General features: G+C 27.8%; 24 protein-coding genes. 14 read left to right on the forward strand and 10 right to left on the reverse strand.

From position 1 onward, the window contains the following. Positions 1-5: 5 nt before the first annotated feature. Positions 6-407 carry an IS200/IS605 family transposase gene (gene tnpA, locus KGF46_RS16130; protein WP_227842914.1) on the reverse strand — a complete coding sequence of 134 codons (402 nt, stop codon included), beginning with the start codon at positions 405-407 and terminating at the stop codon, positions 6-8. A gap of 184 nt (positions 408-591) precedes the next feature. Between tnpA and KGF46_RS16135 the strand changes: the two genes are divergently transcribed. From KGF46_RS16135 to KGF46_RS16145, 3 genes are all read left to right on the forward strand, one after another. Continuing rightward, positions 592-1,044 carry a hypothetical protein gene (locus KGF46_RS16135; protein WP_227829353.1) on the forward strand — a complete coding sequence of 151 codons (453 nt, stop codon included), beginning with the start codon at positions 592-594 and terminating at the stop codon, positions 1,042-1,044. A gap of 337 nt (positions 1,045-1,381) precedes the next feature. Beyond that, positions 1,382-2,236, forward strand: a complete 855-nt coding sequence (locus KGF46_RS16140) for a helix-turn-helix transcriptional regulator (RefSeq protein ID WP_227838876.1) — start codon at positions 1,382-1,384, stop codon at positions 2,234-2,236. A gap of 110 nt (positions 2,237-2,346) precedes the next feature. Then, positions 2,347-4,464, forward strand: coding sequence for a UvrD-helicase domain-containing protein (locus KGF46_RS16145; RefSeq protein ID WP_227854812.1), 2,118 nt, complete (start codon positions 2,347-2,349; stop codon positions 4,462-4,464). Between the two features lie 319 nt (positions 4,465-4,783). Here the strand turns inward: KGF46_RS16145 and KGF46_RS16150 are convergent, their stop codons facing one another. Further along, a complete protein-coding gene (locus tag KGF46_RS16150) occupies positions 4,784-6,088 on the reverse strand; it encodes an ATP-binding cassette domain-containing protein (RefSeq protein WP_413927284.1) in 1,305 nt (434 codons plus the stop codon). Then, positions 6,085-6,417, reverse strand: coding sequence for a hypothetical protein (locus KGF46_RS20410; protein WP_413841167.1), 333 nt, complete (start codon positions 6,415-6,417; stop codon positions 6,085-6,087). Before KGF46_RS20410 ends, KGF46_RS16150 begins: the two co-directional genes overlap by 4 nt. A 416-nt stretch (positions 6,418-6,833) precedes the next feature. Between KGF46_RS20410 and KGF46_RS16155 the strand changes: the two genes are divergently transcribed. From KGF46_RS16155 to KGF46_RS16165, 3 genes are all read left to right on the forward strand, one after another. Next, entirely contained in the window at positions 6,834-7,769 is a 936-nt protein-coding gene (locus KGF46_RS16155; protein ID WP_227829356.1) for a penicillin-binding transpeptidase domain-containing protein, read from the forward strand. Positions 7,770-8,061: 292 nt separating this feature from the next. Next, on the forward strand, positions 8,062-8,745 hold the full coding sequence (locus KGF46_RS16160) for an ABC transporter ATP-binding protein (protein WP_227829357.1): 684 nt from the start codon (positions 8,062-8,064) through the stop codon (positions 8,743-8,745). Beyond that, complete coding sequence (locus KGF46_RS16165; protein ID WP_227842916.1) at positions 8,742-11,402, forward strand: ABC transporter permease; 2,661 nt, start codon at positions 8,742-8,744, stop codon at positions 11,400-11,402. Before KGF46_RS16160 ends, KGF46_RS16165 begins: the two co-directional genes overlap by 4 nt. A 132-nt stretch (positions 11,403-11,534) precedes the next feature. Here KGF46_RS16165 and KGF46_RS16170 read toward each other — a convergent pair whose 3' ends face one another. The 3 genes from KGF46_RS16170 to KGF46_RS16180 all read right to left on the reverse strand — a co-directional run bounded on the left by KGF46_RS16170 (position 11,535) and on the right by KGF46_RS16180 (position 14,091). Continuing rightward, the gene (locus tag KGF46_RS16170; RefSeq protein ID WP_227829359.1) at positions 11,535-12,716 is read right to left on the reverse strand and encodes a sensor histidine kinase; all 1,182 of its coding nucleotides are present in this window, start codon (positions 12,714-12,716) and stop codon (positions 11,535-11,537) included. Beyond that, positions 12,716-13,378 (reverse strand): response regulator transcription factor, encoded by a 663-nt coding sequence (locus KGF46_RS16175; protein WP_227862161.1) that lies wholly within the window; start codon positions 13,376-13,378, stop codon positions 12,716-12,718. The genes KGF46_RS16170 and KGF46_RS16175 overlap by 1 nt, the downstream gene beginning before the upstream one ends. 74 nt (positions 13,379-13,452) lie before the next feature. Next, positions 13,453-14,091 carry a TetR/AcrR family transcriptional regulator gene (locus KGF46_RS16180; protein ID WP_227854811.1) on the reverse strand — a complete coding sequence of 213 codons (639 nt, stop codon included), beginning with the start codon at positions 14,089-14,091 and terminating at the stop codon, positions 13,453-13,455. A 168-nt stretch (positions 14,092-14,259) separates the two neighbouring features. Between KGF46_RS16180 and KGF46_RS16185 the strand changes: the two genes are divergently transcribed. From KGF46_RS16185 to KGF46_RS16205, 5 genes are all read left to right on the forward strand, one after another. Then, complete coding sequence (locus KGF46_RS16185) at positions 14,260-14,868, forward strand: MBL fold metallo-hydrolase (protein WP_227854810.1); 609 nt, start codon at positions 14,260-14,262, stop codon at positions 14,866-14,868. 118 nt (positions 14,869-14,986) lie between these two features. Continuing rightward, on the forward strand, positions 14,987-15,697 hold the full coding sequence (locus tag KGF46_RS16190; protein ID WP_227829377.1) for a PadR family transcriptional regulator: 711 nt from the start codon (positions 14,987-14,989) through the stop codon (positions 15,695-15,697). A 101-nt stretch (positions 15,698-15,798) separates the two neighbouring features. After that, positions 15,799-16,557 carry an ABC transporter ATP-binding protein gene (locus tag KGF46_RS16195; protein WP_227829363.1) on the forward strand — a complete coding sequence of 253 codons (759 nt, stop codon included), beginning with the start codon at positions 15,799-15,801 and terminating at the stop codon, positions 16,555-16,557. Positions 16,558-16,560: 3 nt separating this feature from the next. Further along, positions 16,561-17,301: an ABC transporter permease gene (locus KGF46_RS16200; RefSeq protein ID WP_227829364.1), complete on the forward strand. Its 741-nt coding sequence runs from the start codon at positions 16,561-16,563 to the stop codon at positions 17,299-17,301. Further along, positions 17,301-18,353 (forward strand): ABC transporter permease, encoded by a 1,053-nt coding sequence (locus tag KGF46_RS16205; protein WP_227829365.1) that lies wholly within the window; start codon positions 17,301-17,303, stop codon positions 18,351-18,353. The genes KGF46_RS16200 and KGF46_RS16205 overlap by 1 nt, the downstream gene beginning before the upstream one ends. A 148-nt stretch (positions 18,354-18,501) precedes the next feature. Here the strand turns inward: KGF46_RS16205 and KGF46_RS16210 are convergent, their stop codons facing one another. Together KGF46_RS16210 and KGF46_RS16215 are read right to left on the reverse strand one after the other, a co-directional pair. Further along, positions 18,502-19,161, reverse strand: coding sequence for a chloramphenicol acetyltransferase (locus tag KGF46_RS16210; protein WP_227850880.1), 660 nt, complete (start codon positions 19,159-19,161; stop codon positions 18,502-18,504). Then, complete coding sequence (locus KGF46_RS16215) at positions 19,154-19,732, reverse strand: TetR/AcrR family transcriptional regulator (RefSeq protein WP_227850879.1); 579 nt, start codon at positions 19,730-19,732, stop codon at positions 19,154-19,156. The genes KGF46_RS16210 and KGF46_RS16215 overlap by 8 nt, the downstream gene beginning before the upstream one ends. Positions 19,733-20,094: 362 nt before the next feature. Between KGF46_RS16215 and KGF46_RS16220 the strand changes: the two genes are divergently transcribed. Beyond that, the gene (locus tag KGF46_RS16220; protein ID WP_227854809.1) at positions 20,095-22,173 is read left to right on the forward strand and encodes a penicillin-binding transpeptidase domain-containing protein; all 2,079 of its coding nucleotides are present in this window, start codon (positions 20,095-20,097) and stop codon (positions 22,171-22,173) included. 303 nt (positions 22,174-22,476) lie between these two features. Here the strand turns inward: KGF46_RS16220 and KGF46_RS16225 are convergent, their stop codons facing one another. Then, positions 22,477-24,279 (reverse strand): BlaR1 family beta-lactam sensor/signal transducer, encoded by a 1,803-nt coding sequence (locus KGF46_RS16225; protein WP_227829369.1) that lies wholly within the window; start codon positions 24,277-24,279, stop codon positions 22,477-22,479. Between the two features lie 2 nt (positions 24,280-24,281). Further along, positions 24,282-24,668, reverse strand: coding sequence for a BlaI/MecI/CopY family transcriptional regulator (locus KGF46_RS16230; RefSeq protein WP_227829370.1), 387 nt, complete (start codon positions 24,666-24,668; stop codon positions 24,282-24,284). A gap of 263 nt (positions 24,669-24,931) precedes the next feature. Here KGF46_RS16230 and KGF46_RS16235 point away from each other — a divergent pair, with 263 nt between their 5' ends. Then, the gene (locus KGF46_RS16235; RefSeq protein WP_227829371.1) at positions 24,932-25,609 is read left to right on the forward strand and encodes a flavodoxin family protein; all 678 of its coding nucleotides are present in this window, start codon (positions 24,932-24,934) and stop codon (positions 25,607-25,609) included. A gap of 11 nt (positions 25,610-25,620) precedes the next feature. Next, entirely contained in the window at positions 25,621-25,875 is a 255-nt protein-coding gene (locus KGF46_RS16240) for a MarR family transcriptional regulator (protein ID WP_227829372.1), read from the forward strand. Positions 25,876-25,937: the final 62 nt, after the last annotated feature.

The raw sequence follows: 25,937 nt of genomic DNA on the forward strand, positions 1-25,937 counted from the left end.
ACTTTCTAATATCTTGTTTTCTGATTTTCTACATATTTTTTAATAGTTTCACTACATACATTTTCTTCTGTAGATACAAAATAGCTTCTAGTCCATAAACTAGGCATTTTTGATAATTCAATAAATTCTTCTCTTAATATTTTACTTGTATAACCTTTTATATTTTGCATTATATCAGAAGGACTTAAAGTTGGAAGGCTATTTAAAAACATGTGTGTATGGTCTTTATCACATTCGATTGCAATAATTTCAATATCAATCTCTTTACACTTATTTTTAACCAATGTTTTAAATCTATCCTCTAAGCCTTCTATATTAAATATTTTTCTTCTGTATCTAGGACAGAATACAAAATGATAATTAATTAAACTAACAGTTGTTTGAGTTCTTCTATATTTATTCTCCATATACTTATATTAACATTTTATGTGTATGTGTTAATGCTTTTTATACATTATTTATGCTATCCATCCCACGCCTAAAGGAGTGGGCTTTCCGCACTAAGTTGTAAACTTTTACAACTATCATTCTTATGAAGCATACGATTATGTTTCCAAGGGTGAAGTTGATATAGCCCTTATTTCAGATGATATGTTTTTTAATAACATAGAAACAATACCAATATTTAAAGAAGCCATGTTACTGGTAACAAGTTATGGCTCAAAATACAATGGGGAATTGCACCCATCTGTTTTAGATGTTGCGGATGAAATAAGACTTCCATGGAATCCTGAATATGATTTGTGGCATAATTTTTGGTTTCGCTCAACTCTTCAACCTAAAGTATTTTTAGACCAGATGTCTCTTTTAGAATATTTTATGAGACAAGAAAATGTATGGGCAATTGTGCCAGTGTCAGTAGCATATCATCTTAAGGAAATATCTAATATTGAAGTACATTATATAAAGGATGCACCACCAGATAGATTTATTTACTACTTAGTTAAAGAATCTAATAAACAGGAAACAATAGACAAATTTTTAGCTTTATTAAACGAAAATCTATTGCAAATTAAAGGATTGGAGTCTTTAATTAAAGAATAGAAGAAAAGATAGTAAATTTAAAAGTTGAAATTTTATTTTAAGCTAAATAAATTAAGTGTATATTTAAAAATAAAGAAGTATTTATATAAAGAAGAGTATTTCAAGAGAATATTAAGAATCTCAAATGAAATACTCTACTTTACTTTTTTATGATTATATTATATGAAGAAGTGGATATTATTAAGTTAGGAATATGTAAGAAAATTTGAAAATAGGTTATAGGATGAGATAGACGTATAAACAATAATTTTTACATTATAAAAAAGAGCAAGATTTATTAAATATGACTAAGAAGTAACTGATATAATGTCTCATGGATAAAAGGAGGAGAGCTGCAATGTTTTATAAAGTAAATAATGTTATAACTGCTATTGATTATATAGAGGAACATTTATCAGAAAAGCTGGATTTAGATATAGTTGCTAATGCTGTTCATTATTCAAAATATCATCTACATAGAACTTTCACAACTTCTGTTGGTTTGACAATGCATGATTATATAAAACGAAGAAAACTCACAGAGGCAGCAAAACTATTAGTATTTTCTAAAAAATCGATTATTGAAATTGCATTGATAGCTGGCTATGAAAGTCAACAAGCATTTACTTCTGTATTTAAAGATATGTATAAAAAATCTCCAAATAAATATCGAAAAGAACAAGAATTTTATCCTTTGCAGCTAAGATTTGTTTTGAAAAAAGATAATTTATTTTCAAAAAATATATCGGAATTAGAAAAAGATATTACACTTGCTAAGATATCTGATATACCATTATGGATGAATTTAGTCAGATTGGTTATAGATGGCTTTCCAAATTTACAGGAGGAAGAGTATATCTCTCAATTAAAACAATATATTTTGGAAGAAAGAGCCTTGATATTAAAATTTAATAACATTGCTATTGCAAATATGATATTTAATAAAGAAACTGGAAGTATTGACTTTTTTGGAATACACCCTCAATATCGTAATTCAGATATTGCACAGGTGTTTCTGAAAAAGGTTATTGAGAATTTTTTGATAGATACATCTATCTCAATCACAACTTTTAGAGAAGGAGATAAAGCTGATACAGGACATCGGAATATGATAAAGAAGTTAGGTTTTGCAGAAGCTGAATTACTGACTGAATTTGGGTATCCTACTCAAAAATTTGTTCTGTCTTCTGAAAATGATAAAGACAATGAATAGTACTAATGAGCTAACTAAATTTGAACCAAAGAGCAAGAATGATTAAAAAATTTAAAGTTCAATTCAGTATAATGATTTAAGATAATACTCAGTTGACAAGGAGGGTTCAAATGTCTAAAAATCAGCAATTAGAAAGTTGTAATTCTATCACATCTGTTTCTAAACATAATATATCTGAACAAAAGATAGAGTTAAAAACATCTTTTCCAGATGAGATTTCATATCTTATAGATATAAATAACAAGTTGGATAATGCTTTGGAGAAAGCAGAAAATTCAGTTGATAAACTTGATAGAGATTACATGGATGCTAAATTATATATGGTAAAGAATCGTGGAGAGATAGACCCACATGAAATGTTTCAGAATGAACTGGCACTAAAGCAAATAGATAGTTATGGGGCTTTTATGGTAAAAGTTCGAGACAAGATTGCTAAAATGAAAGATTCGCCATATTTTGCTAGGATAGATTTTAAACTAAAAGATGAAGATGATGATTCAAAGTATTATATTGGTCGATTTGCATTTGATTATGAAAATGAACTTCTAATACTCGATTGGCGTTCTCCAATGGCCAGTATGTTTTATGATTGTAAGATAGGGCCAGCAGGGTATAATGCACCACTAGGATGGATAGATGGAGAAATAACACGTAAACGACAGTTTAAAATTAAAAATGGAACACTGGAATATGTACTTGAAAGTTCTATGAATATACAAGATGATATTCTTCAACAGGAACTTAGTAATACTTCAGATGAAAAGATGAAATCCATCATTTCAACAATACAAAAAGAGCAAAATCAAATTATTAGAAATGACAAGGCTGACACTCTCATTATTCAAGGAGTAGCTGGTTCTGGAAAAACATCTATAGCATTACATCGAATTGCTTTTCTTCTTTATCGATTTAAAGATAAGATATCAGCAAATAATGTAATTATTCTATCACCTAATAAAGTCTTTGGTGACTATATTTCTAATGTACTTCCTGAGCTAGGAGAAGAACCCCTATGTGAATTAAGTTTTGAAGATATAGCCGAAGTTCAATTAGAACGAATTATTGATTTTGAAGGAGAAAAAGATTCTCTGGAAATAAATGATGTACAATGGGATGAAAGAGTACGTTTCAAGTCTACACTTGATTTTTTAAAGCTTATGGACAAATACATAAAGCAAATGCCAAATATGGTCTTTATTCCTAAAGATTATACTTTTGGAAGTTTTACAGCTACAAGTGACTGGATACGAAGAAGATTTGATGCATATAACAAATATCCAGTTAAGCAAAGACTGGAGATGGTAGCAGAAGATATTCATTATAGATTTGAATCAGATAATATTATGGAAGAAGACTTACCAAAAGTAAAAAATATACTGAAAAGTCTAAATGGAATGCTAACAATAAAAAATACTCTGGCACTGTATAAGGACTTCTTCAAACAGATGAATATTCAAGATATGTTTGTAATGCCATCAAAGAAGACTCTGGAGTGGGCAGATGTGTATCCATTTATATATCTTCATGCTGCCTATGAAGGATTACAAGAAGACAAAGTGATAAGACACATTGTTATTGATGAAATGCAAGATTATACTCCTATTCAATATGCTGTAATAAACTTGCTTTTCAAATGTAAAAAGACTATCCTTGGAGATTTTGGACAACTAATCAACCCTAATCATCTACATACGTTAGATGATATGGTGCAGATTTATGATGGTGGAGAGCTAGTAATGTTAAATAAGAGTTATCGTTCTACTTTTGAGATTATTAATTTTGCCAAGAAAATTCAAAATATAATTTCACTGGAAGTTATTGAAAGACATGGTGAGGAGCCAGTTTTAATTAAATGCATCAATGAACAAGATGAGATAGATAAGATAAAAATGGAGATTGAGCAGTTTGAGGAAAGCAACAATGCTACCCTTGGTATTATACTAAAAACCAACAGTGAGGCTAAAGCAATCTATGATGTTATTAAGCAAGAATATGATGTTAATTTAATATCTCCTGAAAGCTCTAGTTTTGTAAAAGGCGTATCAATTACTTCTATTAAAATGTCAAAAGGGTTGGAGTTTGATGAAGTTGTTATTCCTTCAGTAAATAATAAAACATATTACAATGATTACGACCGTAGTTTATTATATATTGCTTGTACACGGGCTATGCATAGACTTAAGCTTACATACACTGGAAATTTAACGCAGTTGATAGAACTTAATTGAGATATATATAGTTTATATAAGCTTACCTAAGATTACTCTATAAATTATTCAATTATACAAGTTTAACGTTTGTGTATATAATTGTATTTGTTGAAATTTTTTTATTTTACCAATTATTTTGTTAATCATTTTGTTAATTCTATAGATTAAAGTATCTTCTATAGAATTAACAAAATATCAGCAGTACTATTTGAGGTAATTAGAACTGTACAAGCCATAAATAAAATATATAATTATGCATATTCTTATTTCATACTTTAATATATATTTTTTAAAATGAAAAAGCATTTATTCTGTAGTTTTATTTACACCATTATTCTTATTTTTTTATTGATTTTCTAAGAAAGTCTGATGTTATAGTATTACCTTTTTTATTAAGATTTTTTGCTAGTTTAATTCTTTGACATTCTCCAACAGACAGTGTACTAAGTGGCTGCCCTAAAGTCATATAAGATAATCCTACATCTTTCATAGTTTGTAGTATTTTGCAAAGTTTCTTTTCTGTAAAGAATTCAAGAGATTCATCCACTGTCATAGAAAGAACTTCAACTATATTTTTACCCTTGTACAATTTAGACAGGACTTCTTCATTATATCGAGTACCTTTACAAGCTTCACATGTGTTAACAACAGGGTCCATAAATACCAGTTCTGTAACAAGTACTCCTTTTCCATTACAAATAGGACAAGCCCCTTTAGAATTAAAGCTGAATAAACTTTCGCCAACAGTATTTTCCTTAGCAAAAAGTTTTCTTATTTCATCAAAAAAACCAAGAAATGTAGCTGGCATAGAGCGATTTGTAGTTGTGATAGGGTTTTGGTCAATTTTAATAACATCTTTTTCATATTTTTTTGCAAAAATACGAGAAATCAAAGTACTTTTACCAGAACCAGCAACTCCAGTAACAACTGTCATGATTCCAACTGGTATATCTATATCAACATTTTTTAGATTATGCAAACAAGCTCCTCTAATGGGAAGAAAGCTTTTTGCTTTACGAGTATTAGAGTTTAGAGATAATGATAAATTCATAGCTTTTGAAGTAAGTGTATTTGCTAGAAGTAATTCATTATAGGTACCTTGAAATATAATATTTCCCCCATGTTTACCAGCATTTGGGCCAATATCTATAATCTCATCGGCTATAGATATGACATCTTTATCATGCTCTACTACCAAAACTGTATTTCCTCTGTCTCTAAGTTTTTTTAATAATTGATTCATACAATATACATCTCTTGGGTGCATTCCAGTGCTGGGTTCATCAAAAATATAAGTTAGACCTGTGAGACTACTTCCCATATAGCGTACAAGTTTTAATCTCTGGGCTTCTCCTCCAGATAGAGAAGTTGATTCCCTATTTAGATGTAAATAAGGAAGTCCAATATCAATCATTCTTTTTAAGCCATCAGTAAGAGCGTTGACAACTGTTTCAACTTTTTTATCATTTATTTGAGAGAGTAAATTATAAAGTTCAGTAAATTCCATATTACCCATATCTGCTATAGAATACCCTAAAATAGTGCAGTTAAGTGCATCTTTATTTAATCTTTTTCCATTACATTGAGGACATTCCTCATCAGTTATAAGTCTTTCCGACTTTTCTTTGGTGTGTTTGCTCATATTGTTAGTGAAGAATACAAATCGCTTATAGTTCCTACTGTAGAACGTGCATTGCCACCAAGAGGAGACTGGTCCACGATTACAGAAGCAGTTAAATTATCAATCAGTTCTACATGAGGTTTTTTGTATTTTGGAAGTCGACCTCTAATAAATGCTGAATATGTTTCATTCATTTGTCTTTGTGATTCTGCTGCAATTGTGTCAAATACAATACTTGATTTTCCAGAGCCAGAAACTCCAGTAAAGACAATGATTTTGTTTTTGGGAAGTTTAAGTGATATGTTTTTTAAATTATTATGTGTAAGTCCTTTTATTATGATATATGACATAAATACTAAGTCCTTTCTTTATATATTTGAGTAGCGTAATTATATTATGTAGTTATATTATAATAAGATTAAAACCTATTTTCCTGATATATTCTGCTATATTACAGATATTATTTTTAAATTTGTTTACATTGTAAACAGTATTAATTAGTGATGTTACATATAAAAAACAAAAATCCTATCATAGAACTTATTTAAAATTTAGTAAAAATGAGCGAGTTTAAAAGATTTAAATAACTTGACTTTTAAAACTTACTATTGTAATATTTTAAATACTACAATAGTAAGTTTTAGGTGTGTATTCAGATATAATTTTACTGATTGAAAGGAGAGAATAATGTTACTGATAGTTATAATAGTGGTTTTTATAATATTAGAGGAGGATTATAGATATACATATTAGGAAGTAGTAAGGTATGAAAAGAAAAACAAGTTTTATTTTAATAATTATTCTATTAGTCATTGTGCTTATAGCAAAATATCTAATGGGAAGTAATCAAAATAATAAAGAACAAAATATTAAGAGTAACAATACAAATTTTAAATCAAATGAATTGGAGGCTAAAGATAGTACACAGGAGAAAAAAGATAAAGTTAATGTAGTTGATTATAGTGATTGTTTTAAAGATATTAGTGGAGGAGCTATTTTTTACAGTAGTAAAAATAAAGAATATAACATATACAATAAAGAATTAATTGAAACAAGGGCTTCACCTTGTTCTACTTTCAAAATAATTTCAACATTAATTGGTCTAGAAAAGGGAATAGTAAACTCAAAAGAATCAGTTATGGGGTATAATGGCACAATTTATGAGATTGAAGATTGGAATAGAAATCTTAATCTAGAAGAAGCATTTAAAGCATCTTGTGTTTGGTATCATAGAAAACTGATGAATCAAGTTGATGCTAAATTTGTTCAAAACACACTAGATAATCTAAAATATGGAAATTGTGACATTAGTGAGTGGGAAGGAAATTTAAAAAATGGAAGTAAAGATTTAAATGGGTTCTGGTTAGAATCTTCATTAAAAATATCTCCTAAAGAGCAAACACAAGTATTAGCTAAAATTTTTGAGGGTGATACAAGCTTTAAAAAAGAGAATATTAATCTCTTGAAGGACATTATGAAAATAGATATAAATGATAAGAAAATGAATGTATATGGTAAAACTGGAACAGGATTTGATGAAAAGAAGCAATGTGTTGATGCATGGTTTGTTGGTATGGTAGAAAATGAAGATGATACATATTACTTTGCTATTAAATCAGATGATTCTAATAAAGAAATTGGAGGACCAAAAGTAAAAGAGATTGCAATTGATATAATTAAGAAATATTATAGTGCTATATAATAGACATAACTTTATACTAAAATATAGGTAAATTTAAGGAACTATGCAATGAATTGATAAATATATTGCATAGTTTTTATTTTATTTATATTATCTTAAGTAGATGTAAAAAGATATGAACAAAATTTAATAAAAAATAATCTTATATTGGTTAAAAATTATAAGGTGTTTATGTAAAGTATCATATTTAATTGAAAAGAGTATTTTAAAAGAGTGTCAACATTTAGTTTGGTGTGTCACTATAATGTCATTTTGGATTGCTAAACTTTAACTATAAAGGAGATGATTGTATATGGAAATACTAAAATGTGAAAATTTAACAAAGACATATGGCTCAAATCAAACCATGGTGATAGCTCTTAATAATTTGAATTTATCAGTTCAAAAAGGTGATTTTGTATCTATAGTAGGAGCCTCTGGTTCTGGAAAATCTACATTACTTCATATGCTTGGAGGAGTAGATAGACCTACATCTGGAAAAATTTATATTGAAGACACTGAAATAGCAAGCTTAAAAGAGGAAGCATTGGCAATTTTTCGACGTAGAAAAGTAGGGCTTATATATCAATTTTATAATCTTATACCTACTCTTGATGTTAGAAAAAATATATTATTACCAATGTTACTTGATAAAAGGAAAGTGGATGAAGATAGGTTTTCTGAAATTGTATCTACACTTGGATTAACTGATAGGCTTAAACATCTTCCAGGTCAACTTTCAGGTGGACAACAGCAAAGAGTAGCTATAGCTAGAAGTTTAATATATAGACCAGCTATTTTATTAGCAGATGAACCAACAGGTAATCTTGATAGAAAAAATTCTGAAGAAATTGTAGATTTACTAAACTTATCAAATAAACGATTTAATCAAACAATACTTCTTATTACTCATGATGAAAAAATAGCATTAGAAGCAAATCGTATTATAACTATGGAAGATGGTATGATAGTTTCTGAAAAGGTGGTGAAGAAATGAATATTCTTCAAGAATACACCTTAGATTTTGTACGTCGTAATAAGCGCAGTAGTATGGCTATAATGTTAGCTATATTACTTACTACAACTATGATGTCTTCTTTGTGTGGACTATTATATACAATGTGGAGTGATTTTATAAGGCTTTCAATTGAGAAAGAAGGTAATTGGCATGGAGAGTTATTTGATGAAACTCATGGAAGTGACTTATCATTAATTGAAAATTTCTCTTCAGTTGATGATGTGATGATTAAAGGACAGTGGTATGTAGGTAAAATTGACGATGATAAAAGGGATTACATAATTTATAGAAATGCTACCTCAGAATATTGGAATTCTATGCCAGAGAAAGACACTATACTAGAGGGTCATCGACCAAATAATGCTAATGAAATTGCACTATCAAAACAATATTTTGAGAGTAATCCAAATGTAAAAATTGGTGATAAGATTACTATACCAATAGGAGATAGGGTTTTAAATGGAAATCTTCTTGAACCCGTAGCTCCAAAATCTAAAGGTGAAAGTTTTAAGAAGATTTCAGAGACTACGTTGACAATAGTAGGGAAAATAGATGTTACTACTTCATCAGTTGTACCTGCATATACAGCTCTTGGTTATCTTGATAGAGCAAGTATAAAGCCTAGTGATAATATTACTGTATATTTACGATTTAAAAATATTAGAGATACATATAAAGAGCTTCCAAAGCTTGCTAAATCATTAGGATGGAAAATGAATGAATATGGAAAATACAATCTTAAGTATAATAGTAATTATCTTTTAAAAATGTTAGTTTTTTCTCCAGAGCAGAAAGCATCTATGAACAGTATAGAAAAATTTTCAACACCTATTATGTATCTAACAATAGCAATCTTTACAGTAGCCGTATTTGTACTGGTGATTTATAATGCTTTTGCACTATCAGCAAATGCTAGACTTACTCAATTGGGTATACTAGCTAGTATTGGAGCATCACCAAAGCAGATTAAAAAGTCTGTGGTTTTTGAAGGGTTTTTATTGACAATTATTCCTTTGCCTATAGGCTTATTTTTAGGATGGGCATTGTGTAAGGGTCTTGTAAGTTATATTAATTCAGTCGATACTGTTAATAATAATCAACAGGTAATCTTTACTTATGGTGTTATTGCTTTCTTGCCAGCTGTTTTACTTACAATAATAACAGTATGGATTTCTGCACTTATCCCAGCACGTAAAGTATCAAAAATATCACCTATAGAAGCAATTAGACAAGGTGATAGTATTAAAATCAAAAAGTCACATAAATATTCACTAACAAACTTATTTGGTATAGAAGGAGAGCTTGCAGTAAATGCGCTTCGTTCCCGTAAAAAATCTTATCGTACCGCAACAATATCTTTAACACTTTCTTTTTTATTGTTGACGAGCTTTCTAAATATAATTGCATGTCAAAGAGGTGCAGAGCGTGTTTATGGTAGTGATATTTATGCTAATCAAAGGGATATATCATTGCATCTGGAAAATAGTGAACCTGCAGAAAAACAGTTTTTAGAACAATTAAACAGTACACAAGGTGTAGAGAGTTCATTATATTATCTAAAAATGTCTGCAATCACTTGGTTAACTGAAAAAGACGCTTCAAAAGAGCTTGCAAAGAGTGGAGGATTTAAAAAGATAGTCTCAGCTAAAAAATATGCTCCTATAGAACGTGATGGTAAGTTTCGTATTACTTCAACTATGATTGGACTTGATGATGAGAGTTTTGCAAAATATTGTAAACAACTTTCTATAGACCCAAAACCATATTATGATACAAAAAATCCGATTTCGATTGTATATAATCGTGAGGAAGATGTTGAGCGTAGTACACGTAGGGATAAAGTATATATAGATTATTTAAATCTTTCTGTAGGAGATAACATTACATTAAATGAAAAGGTATATGATGAAGATGAGGGAAATTATACTTTTAATATGAAAGTAGGAACTATTACAGATACACTTCCACAAATAGCAGAAAATCTTGGTAGATACACCTTAATTCAAATAGTACCAATGTCTATAGTACAGGATGTGTCCAAAAACTATCATGAAAACCGTAGATTAAAATCAAATAGAATAACAGGGTTATTTAAAATAGATAATCATGATAATATTTCTAAAGTAAGAAAAGAGTTTGAATCTATTTGCAATAAATATTATGGGTCAGGTGATTATAGTATTAATGATGTTGTAGAAAATGAAGAATTAAGTGAGAGTGGACAAATAACTATGAATTTGATAGTAGGATTTATTACAGCATTATTAGCTGCAATTGGTTTATCAAATGTATGGGCGACTGTTTCAGGGAATCTTAGAAGTAGACGACAAGAATTTGCTATGTTACGTTCTGCAGGATTGTCTCCAAAGGGTATGAAAAAGATGCTTATCCTAGAAGGATTATTTTTTGGTCTTACACCATTATTACTCAGTATTCCTGTGCAAATAGCTATACTGTATGCTTTCATCCATATAAATGAAATAAGTTTTATGGAGTACTTATTATTTGCACCAATATCCATAGTGACGAGCTTTACCATATTGATACTTATTGTAGTAATAGCGTCGTATACTATGGGATGTAAACAATTAAAGAGTGAAAACATAGTAGAATCTATAAAAAATGAGACAATATAAACAAGATTTATTGAATATTTTTTAAAAGCAACTTTAAAGAATATTGTGTGTAAGTGATAGATAATGTGTAAATGATAGATAAATAGGATATAATGTAACTGGATTATAGGTGTTCTCCTATAATCCAGTCTTTTATGTATAAAACTTAATTATGAATCGTGCACCACCATGATGACAATTTTCTGCATGTATAGTACCATTTTGACCTTCTATAATAGACTTTGATAGAGCAAGACCTATACCAATGCTGTCTTTACTAGCATTTTTACCACGATAAAATCGATTAAAAATATATGGTAGGTCTTCTTGAGCAAAACCTTTCCCATTATCCTCTATAATAATTTCAATGTATAGAGGGTTTTTACTATAATAAGCAACAATCTGTCCACCATCTTCTACATGTTCACTACAGTTTTTAAGAATATTTAAAAGAGCTTCCAAAGTCCAGTTAATATCAATCTCAAATTCTACGAACGAAGAGTCTTTAATAATAAATGTCTGATTTTTTTCTTTTAAAATTCCTTCTATAGGTTCAACAGCATTAGTAAGAAGAGAATGGACATCTATAAGTTTATTTTCAAATATTAAAGTACTTGCATCTAATTTTGACAAAGTAAGTAAAGATGACACCAATCTTTCTAATCTTAATATTTGGTTTGTAAGTCTATTAAGGTAATCTATTTCTTCATCTGGACAACTTTCTGCAAGTAATTGTGCCATAAGCGACATAGAAGTAATTGGAGTTTTAAGTTGATGTGCAATATCTGCAAGATTATCTGAAAGAGTTTGTCTTTCTTTTAAAGCAAATTCTTTTGAGCAACGAAGTTCTCCCACAGTTTTATATATCTCGTCTTCAAGATGTGAAAACTCATCTTCACATCGTAAAAGTATGGATTCTTTCCCTAAATTGACTTCTTCCAAATAGTGAGTAAGAGTATTGATTCTAATCATATTATGTCTTTTTTTTCTATACTGAATTATGAACACAACTATAGCCATTGTTGACACTATAACAAAGGATACTATAATGAAATAAAAAAAGTTTTTATACCAAAATGTATTTTTAGTATAACCATGTTTTAATAAAATCTCATTTCCTACATTAAAGTCATGAGAACTTGAATTTTTTAGTGATTCTAAAATATGTTCTGTAGATTTAGGGTTAAGTTGATATGATGTACCAATGGTTTTAGATATCATATTATATTCTTCAGAAGAAGTTATAGTTGTTAGAATTATACTTAACAAAATAGTGATAGCTAAGCAGAATACTATAAAAACAACAGTATTATTGATATTTCTTGGAGTTTTCACTAGCTGTCCTCCATTCTATATCCTATACCTCTCAAGGTTTTTATGCAGGATGGATTTTTTAGTTTTTCTCTAAGTCGCTTTATTGTAACAGTAAGAGTATTATCATTTACAAAGTTGCCATCTATATCCCAGAGCATTTCTAATAGTTTTGCACGAGTAAGTGCTTTATTTTTATTTTCCATTAAGCTTAGGAGTAGTTTGTATTCTCCTGCTGTCAAAGGGATTTCAATATTATCCAAATATACTTTAACTTCATCTTTATTCAATTTTATATTTTCACATGTAAGAGTGCTAGTAGTGTTAGAATGAGTACGCCTAAGTACAGCATTAATTCTAGATTGAAGTATTGAAAGCAAGAATGGCTTAACCACATAGTCGTCTGCGCCCATATCCAGACCTTGTACAATATCTTTTTCATCATCATGCACTGTCAAAAATATCACTGGAGTATCTCTTATATTTTTAACATATTTACAAAATTCATATCCAATCCCATCAGGTAAATTTAAATCAAGTAGAATTAAATCGATATCTTTGTCAAATTTTTTCTTAGCTTCAGTAATTGTACTATAACAACAAACTACATGTTTTTTCTTTTCTAGGGAAGTTTTTATTCCAAATGCAATTGTATCATCATCTTCTAAAAGAAGTATTTTTGCCATTTATTTTCAGTCCTTTCATTTAAAAAAATTTATAGTGTAAAATAAAATCCCTGTCAAAAACTTATAAATTAAAACTACGCTTTAAGTGAATCTATTAAAAGACCAAGTGTGGTTTCAATAAATTTTTTCTCTTCTATATTAAAATTGTTGATATACGATTTTCCTGTTATAGATAATAAATTAAAAAATCCTGTAAGTGTAAATATTGATGAATACATAAGAGTAGGTATCTCAATATCTGACCTAATACTTCCATCAACTTTTCCCATTTCAAATAGTTCTTGTATTTCTTCAAACATAAACTTATTGAAAGAAAAAAACTTTTCTTTAAAAGGTATCTCTAAGTCTGAATTTTTAGATTGTAAAAGTCCAATCATTCCCATTAAAGCTAGTAAAGAAGGCTCCTTACAATAAAATTTATGAAATGCAGAATATGAAAATTTTAATTTTTCAAATCCAGTTTTACCTTTTGAACTTTCTATTTTAACACTATCCCAAAGTCTTTTATACCCTCTTAGTACAACAGCAAAAAATAAATCTTCTTTGCATGAAAAATACTTATATATAGTACGTTTTGTATATTCTACTTCTTTTGCTAGTTCATTCATAGAAGTGTTATCAAATCCATTAAGACAAAATAATTTTTCTGCTTTAACAATAATTTCATTTTCTCTTTGGATTTTTTCTTTATCTCTTCTTGATAATTCCGACATATAAAATACTCCTTTCTACTGATTATATTGATAAGAATATATACTGATGGTATACTTGTATAACGATAGTATACTTTTTAAAAATAAAGTTAATGTAAAGCACTATAATTTATTATAACTTTACTAATTAATTATATAGGTAAAATATAAAATAAGGGGGATTTATTTATGAAAATAAAAGAAAATGTATTGTTGTTAGATAGTACTCGTGGTGCAAATTGTTTTATTGTGTTTGATGAAGAGATTACATTGATAGATACAGGACTTCCTTTTATGGGGAATAGTATAATTAAAGAATTAAAAACACTTGGGATTCAACTAACTGATATTAAGCATATTTTACTGACTCATCATGATGTTGACCATATATCTAATATTAAGTTATTGAAAGAACATACAGGAGCAAAAGTGTGGGCTCATATGGAAGATATACCTTTTATTATAGGGAAGAAGGATAGACCTGGATTTAAAAAATTTATTGGAAAGACAATTTCAAAAAGAATTATTAAAGATGTAGAGCCTTATGGAAATAATATGCAAGTCGGGAATATAAAAATTATTCATACTCCTGGACATACACCAGGACATGTATGTATGCTTTTTGAAGATGTATTGTTTGCAGGAGATTTAGTTAAGAATAAGAAAGGAAATATAATCCCATATCCTAATCTGTGGAACTGGGATTCTGAAAAAATGATGAAATCTGTAAGTGAGATAGAAAATTTAAAATACAATTGGATATGTATGTCTCATGGGATTCCTTGTGCTAAACAATAAAAATAGTAAGTCATGATATATTTATTTAAATAACAACTATTGACTATATACAACGTTGGTGATAATATAATATCCAAGATAGAGTATAAGGTGGTGAATTTTTCTGATACGTACTTTAATTTTATATTATTTAAATATTAAGCCAACACATGGATATGAGATTCAAAAATTTTTACAGGTTTCTGGTGCAGATAGATGGACAAAAATACAATCAGGTTCGATTTACTATGCATTGACAAAGCTAGAAAAAGATGGGGCAGTCAGAGTTTTGAGAGAAGAAAAAACTGGTGCTAGAATTCGTAAGATTTATGAGATTACACAAAGTGGTAAAGTGGAGTTAAAAGAAGAGCTACAAAAAGAATTACAGATGCCTATAGTTCCAGTAGGTTCAAATAAATTCCTATTGTATAATATTTTAGATGTATTACCAAGAGATACTATACAAATCAATCTTGAAAAGCATATAAAGCATCTGATAGAGCAGAAAAAGTATTGGGAAAACTGGAAAGAAATTAAAAATATTGATAAAAAAAGTCTTCCAACAGAAAGAATTGCCTTTGATATGACAATAGATAATTTGAATTATCAAATACTATGGCATGAGGAAATACTCAATAATATTGATAAGTACATATCTGTTGGTTATGAAACACAGAACGTAATTAAATCTATAGATTTTTCAAATATAGAAGACGATTTTTTATTTGAAAATGAGGCAACAAGTGAACTATTAGAGGTTCAAAAACTTAGAGATGAAATAATTAATAATCCAGACAAAGCTATCGAGAATATAGATAAAATAATACTAAAATTACAAAATAAAAAATAAGTTTATTTATAATAGCACGAGTCAAAGACTCGTGTTTTAAAAAAATAATATATACAACATTGGATATATAATATTGGTTAAAATATTAGGAGGTTTTATAAATGGAAAATGTACTATTAGAGATTGAAAAGTTATCTAAAAGATATAACAATAAGGAAGTTGTATCAGGAGAGAGTTTTAAAATACTAGAAGGAGATATTTTAGGTTTTATTGGACCAAATGGAGCAGGAAAAAGCACATCTATTAATATGTTTACTACAATTGTATCTCCAGATAGTGGAGATATATATTATAGGGGTAAAAGTATCAGAACTCAGCAAAATATCTTTAAAAGTGCTCTTGGTGTTGTACCACAAGAGCTGGCAATATATGAAGACCTAAGTGCATATGATAATGTTAAATTCTTTTGTTCATTGTATGGTTTTAGAGGAAATGAACTTAAATCTCGAACTAAAGAGGCTTTGGAGTTTGTTGAACTTTGGGGTAGACATAAAGAACTACCATCAAAATTTTCTGGAGGAATGAAACGTAGGTTAAATATAGCTTGTGCAATCGCACATAGCCCTAAAATTCTCATTATGGATGAGCCAACAGTTGGAATTGACCCTCAATCGAGAAATAAGATTATGGAAGCAATTAAAACGATTAATAAGAATGGTACAACAGTTATTTATACTAGTCACTATATGGAGGAAATAGAAGCTTTATGTAATAGGATTGTTTTAATTGATAAAGGAGTAATTTTAGAAGATTTAGATAAGAACTTATATAAAGATAAGTATTTAAAACTTGGTTGCAAGACACTGGAGGATATTTTTTTATATCTTACAGGTACAAATTTGAGAGATTTGGAGGAATAATATATGAGATATTTTTTGCCATTGTTTAGATTAGGAATCAAGCGAAGAAGTAAAGATTTTTTTATTTTATTTTATAATATTGTTTTTCCATTAATAATCATAATGTTATTAGGATATTTAACATCAAAGTCTTATGGAACAGAATTTACATCATATAACTATTATACTATTGTCACAATACCATTTTGTGTTCTTATGGGAATCATTAGTGTTTCATATGCTGCACAAGATGAGAAAATTTCTAATACATCCTATCGTTATATGATCTCTCCGATTTCCATAAAAGAGTTAGTACTTTCAAAACTTTTCTCTTGCACAATTATACTTTCACTGTGTAATTTAATAACTTTAGTTATAATAAAAGGCGTTTTTCAGATAAGTTTTGGTGGAAATTTTTTAGCTATTATTTTTCTTTTAGTGTGTGAGTCAACTGTAGTATCAGCTATAGGTTTGTTTTTAGGTCTTGCATGCAAAAACTTAGATATACTACGTAATATCATTAATATACCAATAGTGATTTTTGGTTTCTTAGGAGGCGTATTTTTTCCAGTTAGTTCATTAAATCCAGTTGTTTCATTAGCAATTAATATATCACCATTAACTTGGGTCAATAGGAGTATAGTTACTTGTATTTATGATGATAGCTTACAACCCCTTTTTAATATATCATCTATATTTGTAATGATAAGTATTTTAATGACAGTACTTACAGTCAAATTATTTAAAAGGGAGGCATTTATATAGTGAACTTAATAGGTATTTTTAATAATAATTTTAAAAGAAATATAAATAAAAAATCGGGTTTTTTAGTTATACTCTTATTTCCAATAATTATAGTAATACTTGGAGTACTAGCAAATTACATAAGTAAACCATCTTTTAATATTGGTATTTTGAGTGAGTATAAAAATGAACAAGTTTTAAATAAATCTGAAAAGAAGATTTATACAGATATGGTTAAGGCATTAAAAAGCACTCAAGGAATTGATGTTGAAATTGCAGACTTTAAAACAGTCAAAACTGATATTATAACTGGAAAATATTCTGCTGTTATATATTTCAATAAGGGTAATTTCAAACTGTATTCGATAAAAGATAAAAATACAAATAATATATTAGAGTATTTAATAGAATCATATAAAGAAGATTCAACACCTATAAATATAAATAAACTACAAGAAAACACCTTAGGCGTTTTGCAAAGAATAATTGCTTTTATTGTATTATTTTTAATGATAACCTCTACTGTTACAGCATCAATGATTATTAAAGATAAAAATTCAGGTACATTTACAAGAATATTATATTCACCACAAAATATAAGAGGATATGTGTTAGGGAATATACTATATAACTTTGCAATCACATATTTTCAATATTTAGTTTCAATAACTATCATTAAATTGCTTAATATTGATATTAGTATCAGTTATATAAATTTACTTTTAATGGGTGTATGGATATCGGCTTTGGCAACTTCTTTTGGAACATTTGTATCTTCATTGTTTAATAAGGAGATGTATGCAAATTTATTTGCTACTGGTATATCTCTTATACTATCACTTATTGGTGGTTCATTTATTCCAATTGATAAAATGCCTGCTATGTTGCAAAATATGAGTATCATAAGTCCAATACGATGGTTTATAAGTATTTCGACTTACATGGAAGATGGTAAAGGATGGTTTTCTAATATGAACTATATTTATATTTTAACATCAATAATAGTAGTTTTAGTTTTGTTAACTGTGGGATGTACTAAGAGAGTAAAGTATTTAAATAAAATTGAGAACTAAATAAAATTGAAGAAAAAATAAATAATTATAATTAAAATAAGTAAAAATATGAGTATAAGTAAACAATCACATTATCTTATTCATGTAATGTGATTGTTTATTTTAGATTATAAATATTATAATATATGTCTATAATACAGATTATTTTTTAGAATAACCATGTATCAGTATTAAAGCACATTTTTTGTATATCATCAATAAAACAACTTACATGGTATCCATCAGTAGCTGCATGATGTACTGTTATAGAAAGAGGGAGAAGTATTTTTTCATCTTTTTGATAATATTTGCCTGATTCAATTGTAGGGAAAAAATAATTTTCAAGACCATGATTATGTACAGTAAAGCTTTTAAAACTAATCCATGGAAGACATGAAACAGTATAGCAATTTTTTGGAGGATTAGGTTTTGCTAAAAAACCATAATTTTTTCCATATTGTTCAATATCATTTAAATAACTTTTATAGAATATTGAAAAATCTTTATTGTATTCTGTCCATATTGATGAAAAAGTTTTATTATCATCATGAAAAATTGCATAAAATGGAGTTAAAGTGTCCCAATATCCAAGTTCATTTTCATCATATGCAATCTTTAGTTCTTTATATCGATTTAAACAAGTTGTTACTATATATAGATATGCTGGATAAAATTTGATATTTCTCTTTTTCGTTTCATCAAGTAAACGAGTAATATCTATTTCTATAGTTAAATCAAATCCTACATTTGTCATCTTTGAAAAATAATAAAAATGTGTATATCGTTCCCAGTTTTGTAAGTCAATTTTATGGAATTGTTGTTTATTCATATAAAATCACCATATCCTTTATAAGATTTATTTGCTTATCAATATCGTCATCTGTAAGTACTAAAACAGGTGCTGATGTCTTCATACTATCAAACAAGAACATTATGTGTGTTGCAAGTGTCATAGAATTACATTTTTTAAATTCACCTTTAGATTGCCCATAATCAATTAACTTCGAAAGCATTGTAATGGCTGAATTATATCTTTTGTTCATATAATCACGCTGGTCTTTTTCTACAAAAGCAAATTCATGGATTGCAAAATCTAATCCAGAGTATTCACTTTGTATTTCTGACTTTTGTTGATTAAGAAAATACTCTAACATCTGCCTAGCTGATATATCTTCCTTGATACTTTCATCTAATAAATTTTTAGCATTATCTTTATGAGAATTTAACATATCAATAAAAATTTCTTTTGTTGAATTAAAATGTCTGTATAGACCACCACGACTTAAATTACATGCCTCACAAACATCTTTCATAGTTACATTACTGTAGCCTTTTTCAGAAAATAACTTTATTGAAGTATCAATAATAAATTGTTTAGTTTGCATTCCTTTTGTTGCCATAGATTTTCCTCCTTTGCGACATGTATGTCGTTTTTAATTATAAGACATTTGTGTCGCTTTGTCAATTTAAATTTATATAGTATAAAACAGCCAGCAAATAAAATGGTTAGTAAATAAAATAACTCTAATTTATTTTTAAATTAAGATGAAAGTTTATTAAAATAGTAATAATAATATTGACTTTTAAAACTTACGTATGTAATATATAAATTACTATCAATTATGTTATTTTAATATATATTTTTTTTATTAGGATATTTAAAAACAATAAAATAATAAAAAATAGATAGTTGATGTATTTATGGGAGTATTTTGATTTTAAATCTTACGTATGTAATATATTGAAGAATAAGGGGGTTTGTATGAAAAAAAAGATAAAAACAAAAAAATTATTAATCTTTGGTGCTTTAATCTGTTTAGTTGTAGTTATTATTGGTATTACAACTAAATTTGCATTGAATGGATTTAATAAAATCAAACCAGATGAACTATTAAAACAGTATATGTCTTTCGCAAATGAAAGACAATATGAAAAAATGTACAATCTATTAGACGAAAAAAGTAAACTAGAAAACAAAAAAGAAGATTTTATCTCTAGAAATAAAAAAATATACGGAGGAATTAGTGCACATAATATAAGTATTGATATTAAGGATATTAAAAAAGATGAAAAGGAAGGTACAAAAATAAATTATGATTCTAAAATAGACACTTTAGCAGGAAAAATCTCATTTTCAAATGAAGTATTATTGACTAAAGACAAACAAAAAAACTATAAAATAAGATGGCAGTCAAACGTTATATTTCCAGAACTTGAAAATGATAATAAGGTTCTAGTATCAACACTTAAAGCTAAAAGAGGAAATATTTTAGATAGAAATGGTGAGGTACTTGCTGGGAAAGGTCTTGCATCTGTTATAGGATTAGTGCCTGGAAAGATGAGTAATAATGTAGAAGACCTAAAAAAACTATCTGATTTACTAGATATACCAGTTGAGCAAATCCAAAAAAAATTAGATGCATCTTGGGTAAAAGAAAACTCAATGGTCCCTATAAAAACTATTGAAAAAATAGAAGAAAATCCAGATGGCTCTGTAAAAGGAAAAGATAAATTATTACAAGAATCACTACTTAGCATTTCAGGAGTTAAAATATCTAATACAGAGGTAAGAGCATATCCACTAGGTGAAAAAGCTAGCCATTTAACTGGGTATGTTCAAAATGTGAATGCAGAAATATTAAAAGAAAAAAAGGGAAAGAACTACAATGCTAATAGCATAATCGGTAAAATTGGTTTAGAAAGTCTATTAGAAGACAGAATACGTGGTATTGATGGGTGTGAGATTATTATAGCTGATAGATATGGAGATAAAAAAGAAACTTTAGCAATTGTTCCAAAGCAAGATGGGGAAGATGTCAAACTGACTATTGATTCAAAGCTACAGAGTAAATTATATGACCAGTTGAAAAATGATAAGGGTTGTGCAGTGGTTATGAATCCTAAAACAGGAGAGATTTTATCTCTTATAAGTAGTCCATCATACAATCCAAATGAATTTATACTAGGTATGTCAGAGGATAGATGGAAAGAACTCAATGAAAATGAAAATAAACCAATGTATAATAGATTTAAAGCCAGACTATGTCCAGGGTCTTCTTTTAAACCAGTTACTGCTGGTATTGGAATAACAACAGGAAAGATTAATCCTAATGAAAATTTTGGTCATAGTGGTCTTAGTTGGCAAAAAGATTCTAGTTGGGGAAGTTATAAGGTAACTACATTAAAGGATTATGGAAATACTGTAAATATGAAAAATGCATTGATTTATTCTGATAATATTTATTTTGCCAAAGCAGCATTAAAAATAGGTGAAAATGTATTATCAAAAGAACTGTTAAAACTAGGATTTGAAGAAAGTATACCATTTGAATTTGGATTAGCTTCTTCAAAATTTGGTACTGACAATAAATTTGATACAGAAATACAATTAGCAGATAGTGGGTATGGTCAAGGTAAAGTACTTGTAAATCCAGTACATATGGCATCAATATATTCAACTTTTGTCAATGATGGAAGTATGATAAAGCCTTATCTTGAATTTAAAGAAAATCCACAGGCTGAATTCTGGAAAAAAGATGTGTTTTCTAAAGAGTCTGTGAAAATTATATGTGATGACTTAATTCAAGTTATTGAAAATCCTAATGGAACAGGTCATGGTGCTAAAACTGAAGGAATTACTATTGCTGGAAAAACTGGTACAGCAGAAATTAAAGCATCAAAAGATGATACTACTGGAACAGAGCTTGGATGGTTTAATGCGTTTACAGTTGATGAAGATAGTGACAAACAGTATCTAGCATTAGCTATGGTTGAAGATGTGAAGCATCGTGGAGGAAGCCATTATGTTATACCTATTATAAAATCAGTATTTGAAGATTAATATGATGTATTTGGGATTTATATTTTTGACATCTTATTTTTAGATAAAAGTCAAATTAATAAAAGACTTCACTATATGATGAAGTCTTTTATTAGTTCAAAAAATAAAATAGTGGCAACAATTGAGGATGTGAGGGAGAGTTGCCACTATTTATATAGGGTATTATATTATGTTTTTAAGCTAGTTTTACTATCTTCTATGTTTATATAATAACCCTTGTATATGAATTTTATAGAGAGTTAATTTGAATATTATGTGAAGTTTTTAAATCTTAAAGAAAATGTATTAAAAAGTATATTTGCATTAATTTGTCTTATATATTTTTTTATCATTTAAAATAGATAATGTTATTTTGGCTGCTGTGCTACCATTAGAATAATCTTTACTTTGAATGTTTGTTGCAAATAAATAAGCATTTCCATCTTTTTCTACATAACCTATAAACCAACCATTTACATCTTTTCCATTTATATTAGCAGTACCAGTTTTCCCATAAAGTGATACTCCAGCTTCTTTAGATATCAATAATGAATCTTTTACAGTTTTTATATTATCATCTCTAAATTCAAATTTATTTGTATAAAAATCTTTAAGTAAATTTACCTGTTCAATAGGTGAGATTTTCAAAGAAGATTCTAGCCAATAGTTTGATATCCCAGATGAAATATCACGATTTCCATAGTTAATTTTTTCTAGATAAGTTTGTATGTCTTTTATACCATTTTTTTTGTCTAAATCTTGAAAATACCAGTTAACAGAGTTTTCCATAGCAGAAAATAAGTCATGGTCTTTATTCCAAGAATCATTAGCGTGATACTTCCCATTCCAATGAATGTATGAATTATCTCTTGTTATTACACCATTTTCTAATCCCAACAAAGCACTATAAATTTTATAAGTAGAGTCTGGTGAAATTCTCATTTTACTTTTTTCTTCATTGTAAATATGATACTGATTAGACTTTAAATCATACATTACAAAACTTCCATCAAAACCCTTAAAATACTGACTTAAATCTTCATATAAAGTTTGATTACTTATAAGATTATATTTTTCATTGACATCTGCCATAATGGATAGTGTAGAGCTATTTCCAAATACAATTAAAGCTACTATTGTAAAAATTAAAATGCTTTTAAGTTTTAAAGTTTTTGACTCAATTTGGAAATCTCTTATCTTTAATATACGTCTTTTTATTTGATTTTTTGAACCACCAATATCTGAAGTAAGTGTGAGATTAGATGGTTTTGAGAGATTATCTATAAAATTTATTATGGTATGTCCATATTCTATGTAGCTATTTTCATCAAGTCTCTTTAAAACTGAAATATCACATGCAATCTCACGGTCTAATCTCATTTCTTTAAGTGCATACCAGACAAGAGGATTAAACCAATATAATATTTGGAAAAAACATATTATATAGTTTACTAAAATATCTTTGTTTTTAGAGTGTTGTAATTCATGAAGTAAAATATATCGTATGTCTTTTAAAGATAATTTAGATATAGATTCACTTGGTAATATAATATGTGGTCTAAAGTATCCAAATGTAATAGGCGTATTTATAATAGACGATTTACATAATATAAAATCCTTATCTAAACCTATAATTTTTTTACAGTGCTTAAAAAGTGAAAGAATCTCTTCATCTTCTAAAATCTGTACTGATTTTTTTATATTTCTTATTTTAAAATTACAATGAACTGTAATAATTATCATGATTGTAATTCCAATTATCCATAATGTTAGCAATAAAATATTTAAATTATCAAAATTAAATTGATTCAAAGATACTGAAAAATCTTTTAATGCATTTGAATTATTAATTATATTGTCTGAAGAATTTTTTACAATAGAAGTATTTGCTGTACTATTTTCAATATGAGTAAAACTAGATATATAGCTAAATATATTTAAATGATTAATGTATTTAAGCGGAATAAATGGGATTATTAACATTATAAGTAATATAAACCCAATATTATATTGATACATTGCAGAAATATGTTTTCTAAATATTTTTTTAGCAAGTAGGATTATAATAATTAAAAAAGATAAGGTTAGTGTGCTAAGTAAAAATCGCATAAAAAATGGAGCGTACATATTTACTTATCCTCCTTAGTTTTCCTTTTATCTAAAATATGTCTTAATTCCTCTATATCATCTTCTGATAATTTATCATTCTCTAAAAAATTTAGTACCATAGAGTTAAGAGTGCCATTATAAAAACGATTTAAAAAAGAACTACTTTCTGTAGCTACATACTCTTCTTCTTTAACAATTGGAGTATAAACAAAAACTCTGCTATTTTTTTCATATGTCAAAGCTCCCTTTTTAACCAAACGCAACAACATTGTCTGAATAGTCTTAGGACTCCATTTACTTGTTTTTACTAGCTTTTCAATCACTTCATTCGTACTAATAGGAGCATATTTCCAGATAATTTTCATTACTTGATATTCTGCTTCTGAAATCTGTGGTAGTTTTTTCATAAGATACCTCCTTATACTTACATTTGTAATACATAAAGTATATTATCATTAGTTTGGTTTGTCAATTTTTTTAAATAGTTCATTTTCAGTCATCTAGAAAGTACATGTATTTAAATATAAATAGCATCAATTAAGCTTTAGAGGCATGAGTGATTAAGCTATATAGGTATGGTAAAAAAATAAAATTAAGGATTATATTGACAGTTAAAAAAACGGTTGATATACTTATTGTTGATATAACAACTAAAATGGAGGTATAAATTATGATAATTACAGTTATAAACGGAAGCCCTAGAAAAAACGGTGCAACATCAAAGGTTTTGAATCATTTATGCAAAGATATAAAAAGAATTAAACCAAATGTCAAAATCAATTTTTTTAATCTAAGTGAAGTCAATCCATCATATTGCATTGGTTGTTTAAATTGTTATAAAATAGGTAAGTGTATTAATCAAAATGATAAAGTAGAGTATATTCATGATATAATTACTAAGAGTGATGGCGTTATATTTGGTAGTCCAACTTATGGAAGTAGTGTAACTGGTCTTTTTAAGGTGTTTACAGATAGAGCTCATATGATGTTAGAGCGACTATTGTATCATAAACCATGTATAGCGGTTACAACATATGAAAATGCTCGTGGTTCAAAAGCTATTTCTTTTATGAAATCAATGGTTTTAGATTCAGGAGGTTATGTTTGTGGTCATTTATCTGTAAAGATTGGATTTAATCAAAATCCTATAGTTGAAAGAGTAGAGTCAAAGATACAAAAAGTATCTAAAAAATTTGTTTATTGTATAGAGGAAAAGAAAAATCCACCTGTGTTTTCTCAAATCTACGACTTTATTGCTATGAATATTATTTTAAAGCCAATGGCATTTAAAAATATTGAGCAATATAAAGGAATAATTGATAGATGGGAGGCGCAAGGTATTATTTAGATGGAGGTAATATGAGAGATTTTGAGAAATTATATGAAGTTACAAGTAAATTAATAAGTACTTCATTGAAAGTAAAAGAAGATTTAAAAAAAATGTTTAAGCAAAATGGATATGACATAACAACTGATCATTATGCTTTATTAAGATTTCTATGGGAACAAGATGGGATTTCTCAAATAGATTTGTGCGAAAAATCATGTAAGGATAAATCTAATACAACAAGAATTTTAGATGTTATGAAAAATAAAGGCTTGATTAAAAAATAGCTACGCACACTCGTGACTTTAGTCATGAGTTAGTAGCTAAAATAGTCAGCATATAGGGAAAC

It is taken from the genome of Clostridioides sp. ZZV14-6153 (assembly GCF_020657855.1).
Lineage (GTDB): Bacteria > Bacillota > Clostridia > Peptostreptococcales > Peptostreptococcaceae > Clostridioides.

What these genes read in the sequence shown, in the direction of transcription:
- KGF46_RS16135 (WP_227829353.1), top strand. Translation starts at nt 592, where the DNA reads ATGTTTTTTAATAACATAGAAACAATACCAATATTTAAAGAAGCCATG.
- KGF46_RS16175 (WP_227862161.1), bottom strand. Translation starts at nt 13,378, where the DNA reads ATGGCAAAAATACTTCTTTTAGAAGATGATGATACAATTGCATTTGGA.
- KGF46_RS16220 (WP_227854809.1), top strand. Translation starts at nt 20,095, where the DNA reads ATGAAAAAAAAGATAAAAACAAAAAAATTATTAATCTTTGGTGCTTTA.
- KGF46_RS16140 (WP_227838876.1), top strand. Translation starts at nt 1,382, where the DNA reads ATGTTTTATAAAGTAAATAATGTTATAACTGCTATTGATTATATAGAG.
- KGF46_RS20410 (WP_413841167.1), bottom strand. Translation starts at nt 6,417, where the DNA reads ATGTCATATATCATAATAAAAGGACTTACACATAATAATTTAAAAAAC.
- KGF46_RS16215 (WP_227850879.1), bottom strand. Translation starts at nt 19,732, where the DNA reads ATGGCAACAAAAGGAATGCAAACTAAACAATTTATTATTGATACTTCA.
- KGF46_RS16225 (WP_227829369.1), bottom strand. Translation starts at nt 24,279, where the DNA reads ATGTACGCTCCATTTTTTATGCGATTTTTACTTAGCACACTAACCTTA.
- KGF46_RS16185 (WP_227854810.1), top strand. Translation starts at nt 14,260, where the DNA reads ATGAAAATAAAAGAAAATGTATTGTTGTTAGATAGTACTCGTGGTGCA.
- KGF46_RS16165 (WP_227842916.1), top strand. Translation starts at nt 8,742, where the DNA reads ATGAATATTCTTCAAGAATACACCTTAGATTTTGTACGTCGTAATAAG.
- KGF46_RS16235 (WP_227829371.1), top strand. Translation starts at nt 24,932, where the DNA reads ATGATAATTACAGTTATAAACGGAAGCCCTAGAAAAAACGGTGCAACA.
- tnpA (WP_227842914.1), bottom strand. Translation starts at nt 407, where the DNA reads ATGGAGAATAAATATAGAAGAACTCAAACAACTGTTAGTTTAATTAAT.
- KGF46_RS16195 (WP_227829363.1), top strand. Translation starts at nt 15,799, where the DNA reads ATGGAAAATGTACTATTAGAGATTGAAAAGTTATCTAAAAGATATAAC.
- KGF46_RS16210 (WP_227850880.1), bottom strand. Translation starts at nt 19,161, where the DNA reads ATGAATAAACAACAATTCCATAAAATTGACTTACAAAACTGGGAACGA.
- KGF46_RS16160 (WP_227829357.1), top strand. Translation starts at nt 8,062, where the DNA reads ATGGAAATACTAAAATGTGAAAATTTAACAAAGACATATGGCTCAAAT.
- KGF46_RS16230 (WP_227829370.1), bottom strand. Translation starts at nt 24,668, where the DNA reads ATGAAAAAACTACCACAGATTTCAGAAGCAGAATATCAAGTAATGAAA.
- KGF46_RS16150 (WP_413927284.1), bottom strand. Translation starts at nt 6,088, where the DNA reads ATGAGCAAACACACCAAAGAAAAGTCGGAAAGACTTATAACTGATGAG.
- KGF46_RS16155 (WP_227829356.1), top strand. Translation starts at nt 6,834, where the DNA reads ATGAAAAGAAAAACAAGTTTTATTTTAATAATTATTCTATTAGTCATT.
- KGF46_RS16145 (WP_227854812.1), top strand. Translation starts at nt 2,347, where the DNA reads ATGTCTAAAAATCAGCAATTAGAAAGTTGTAATTCTATCACATCTGTT.
- KGF46_RS16240 (WP_227829372.1), top strand. Translation starts at nt 25,621, where the DNA reads ATGAGAGATTTTGAGAAATTATATGAAGTTACAAGTAAATTAATAAGT.
- KGF46_RS16200 (WP_227829364.1), top strand. Translation starts at nt 16,561, where the DNA reads ATGAGATATTTTTTGCCATTGTTTAGATTAGGAATCAAGCGAAGAAGT.
- KGF46_RS16180 (WP_227854811.1), bottom strand. Translation starts at nt 14,091, where the DNA reads ATGTCGGAATTATCAAGAAGAGATAAAGAAAAAATCCAAAGAGAAAAT.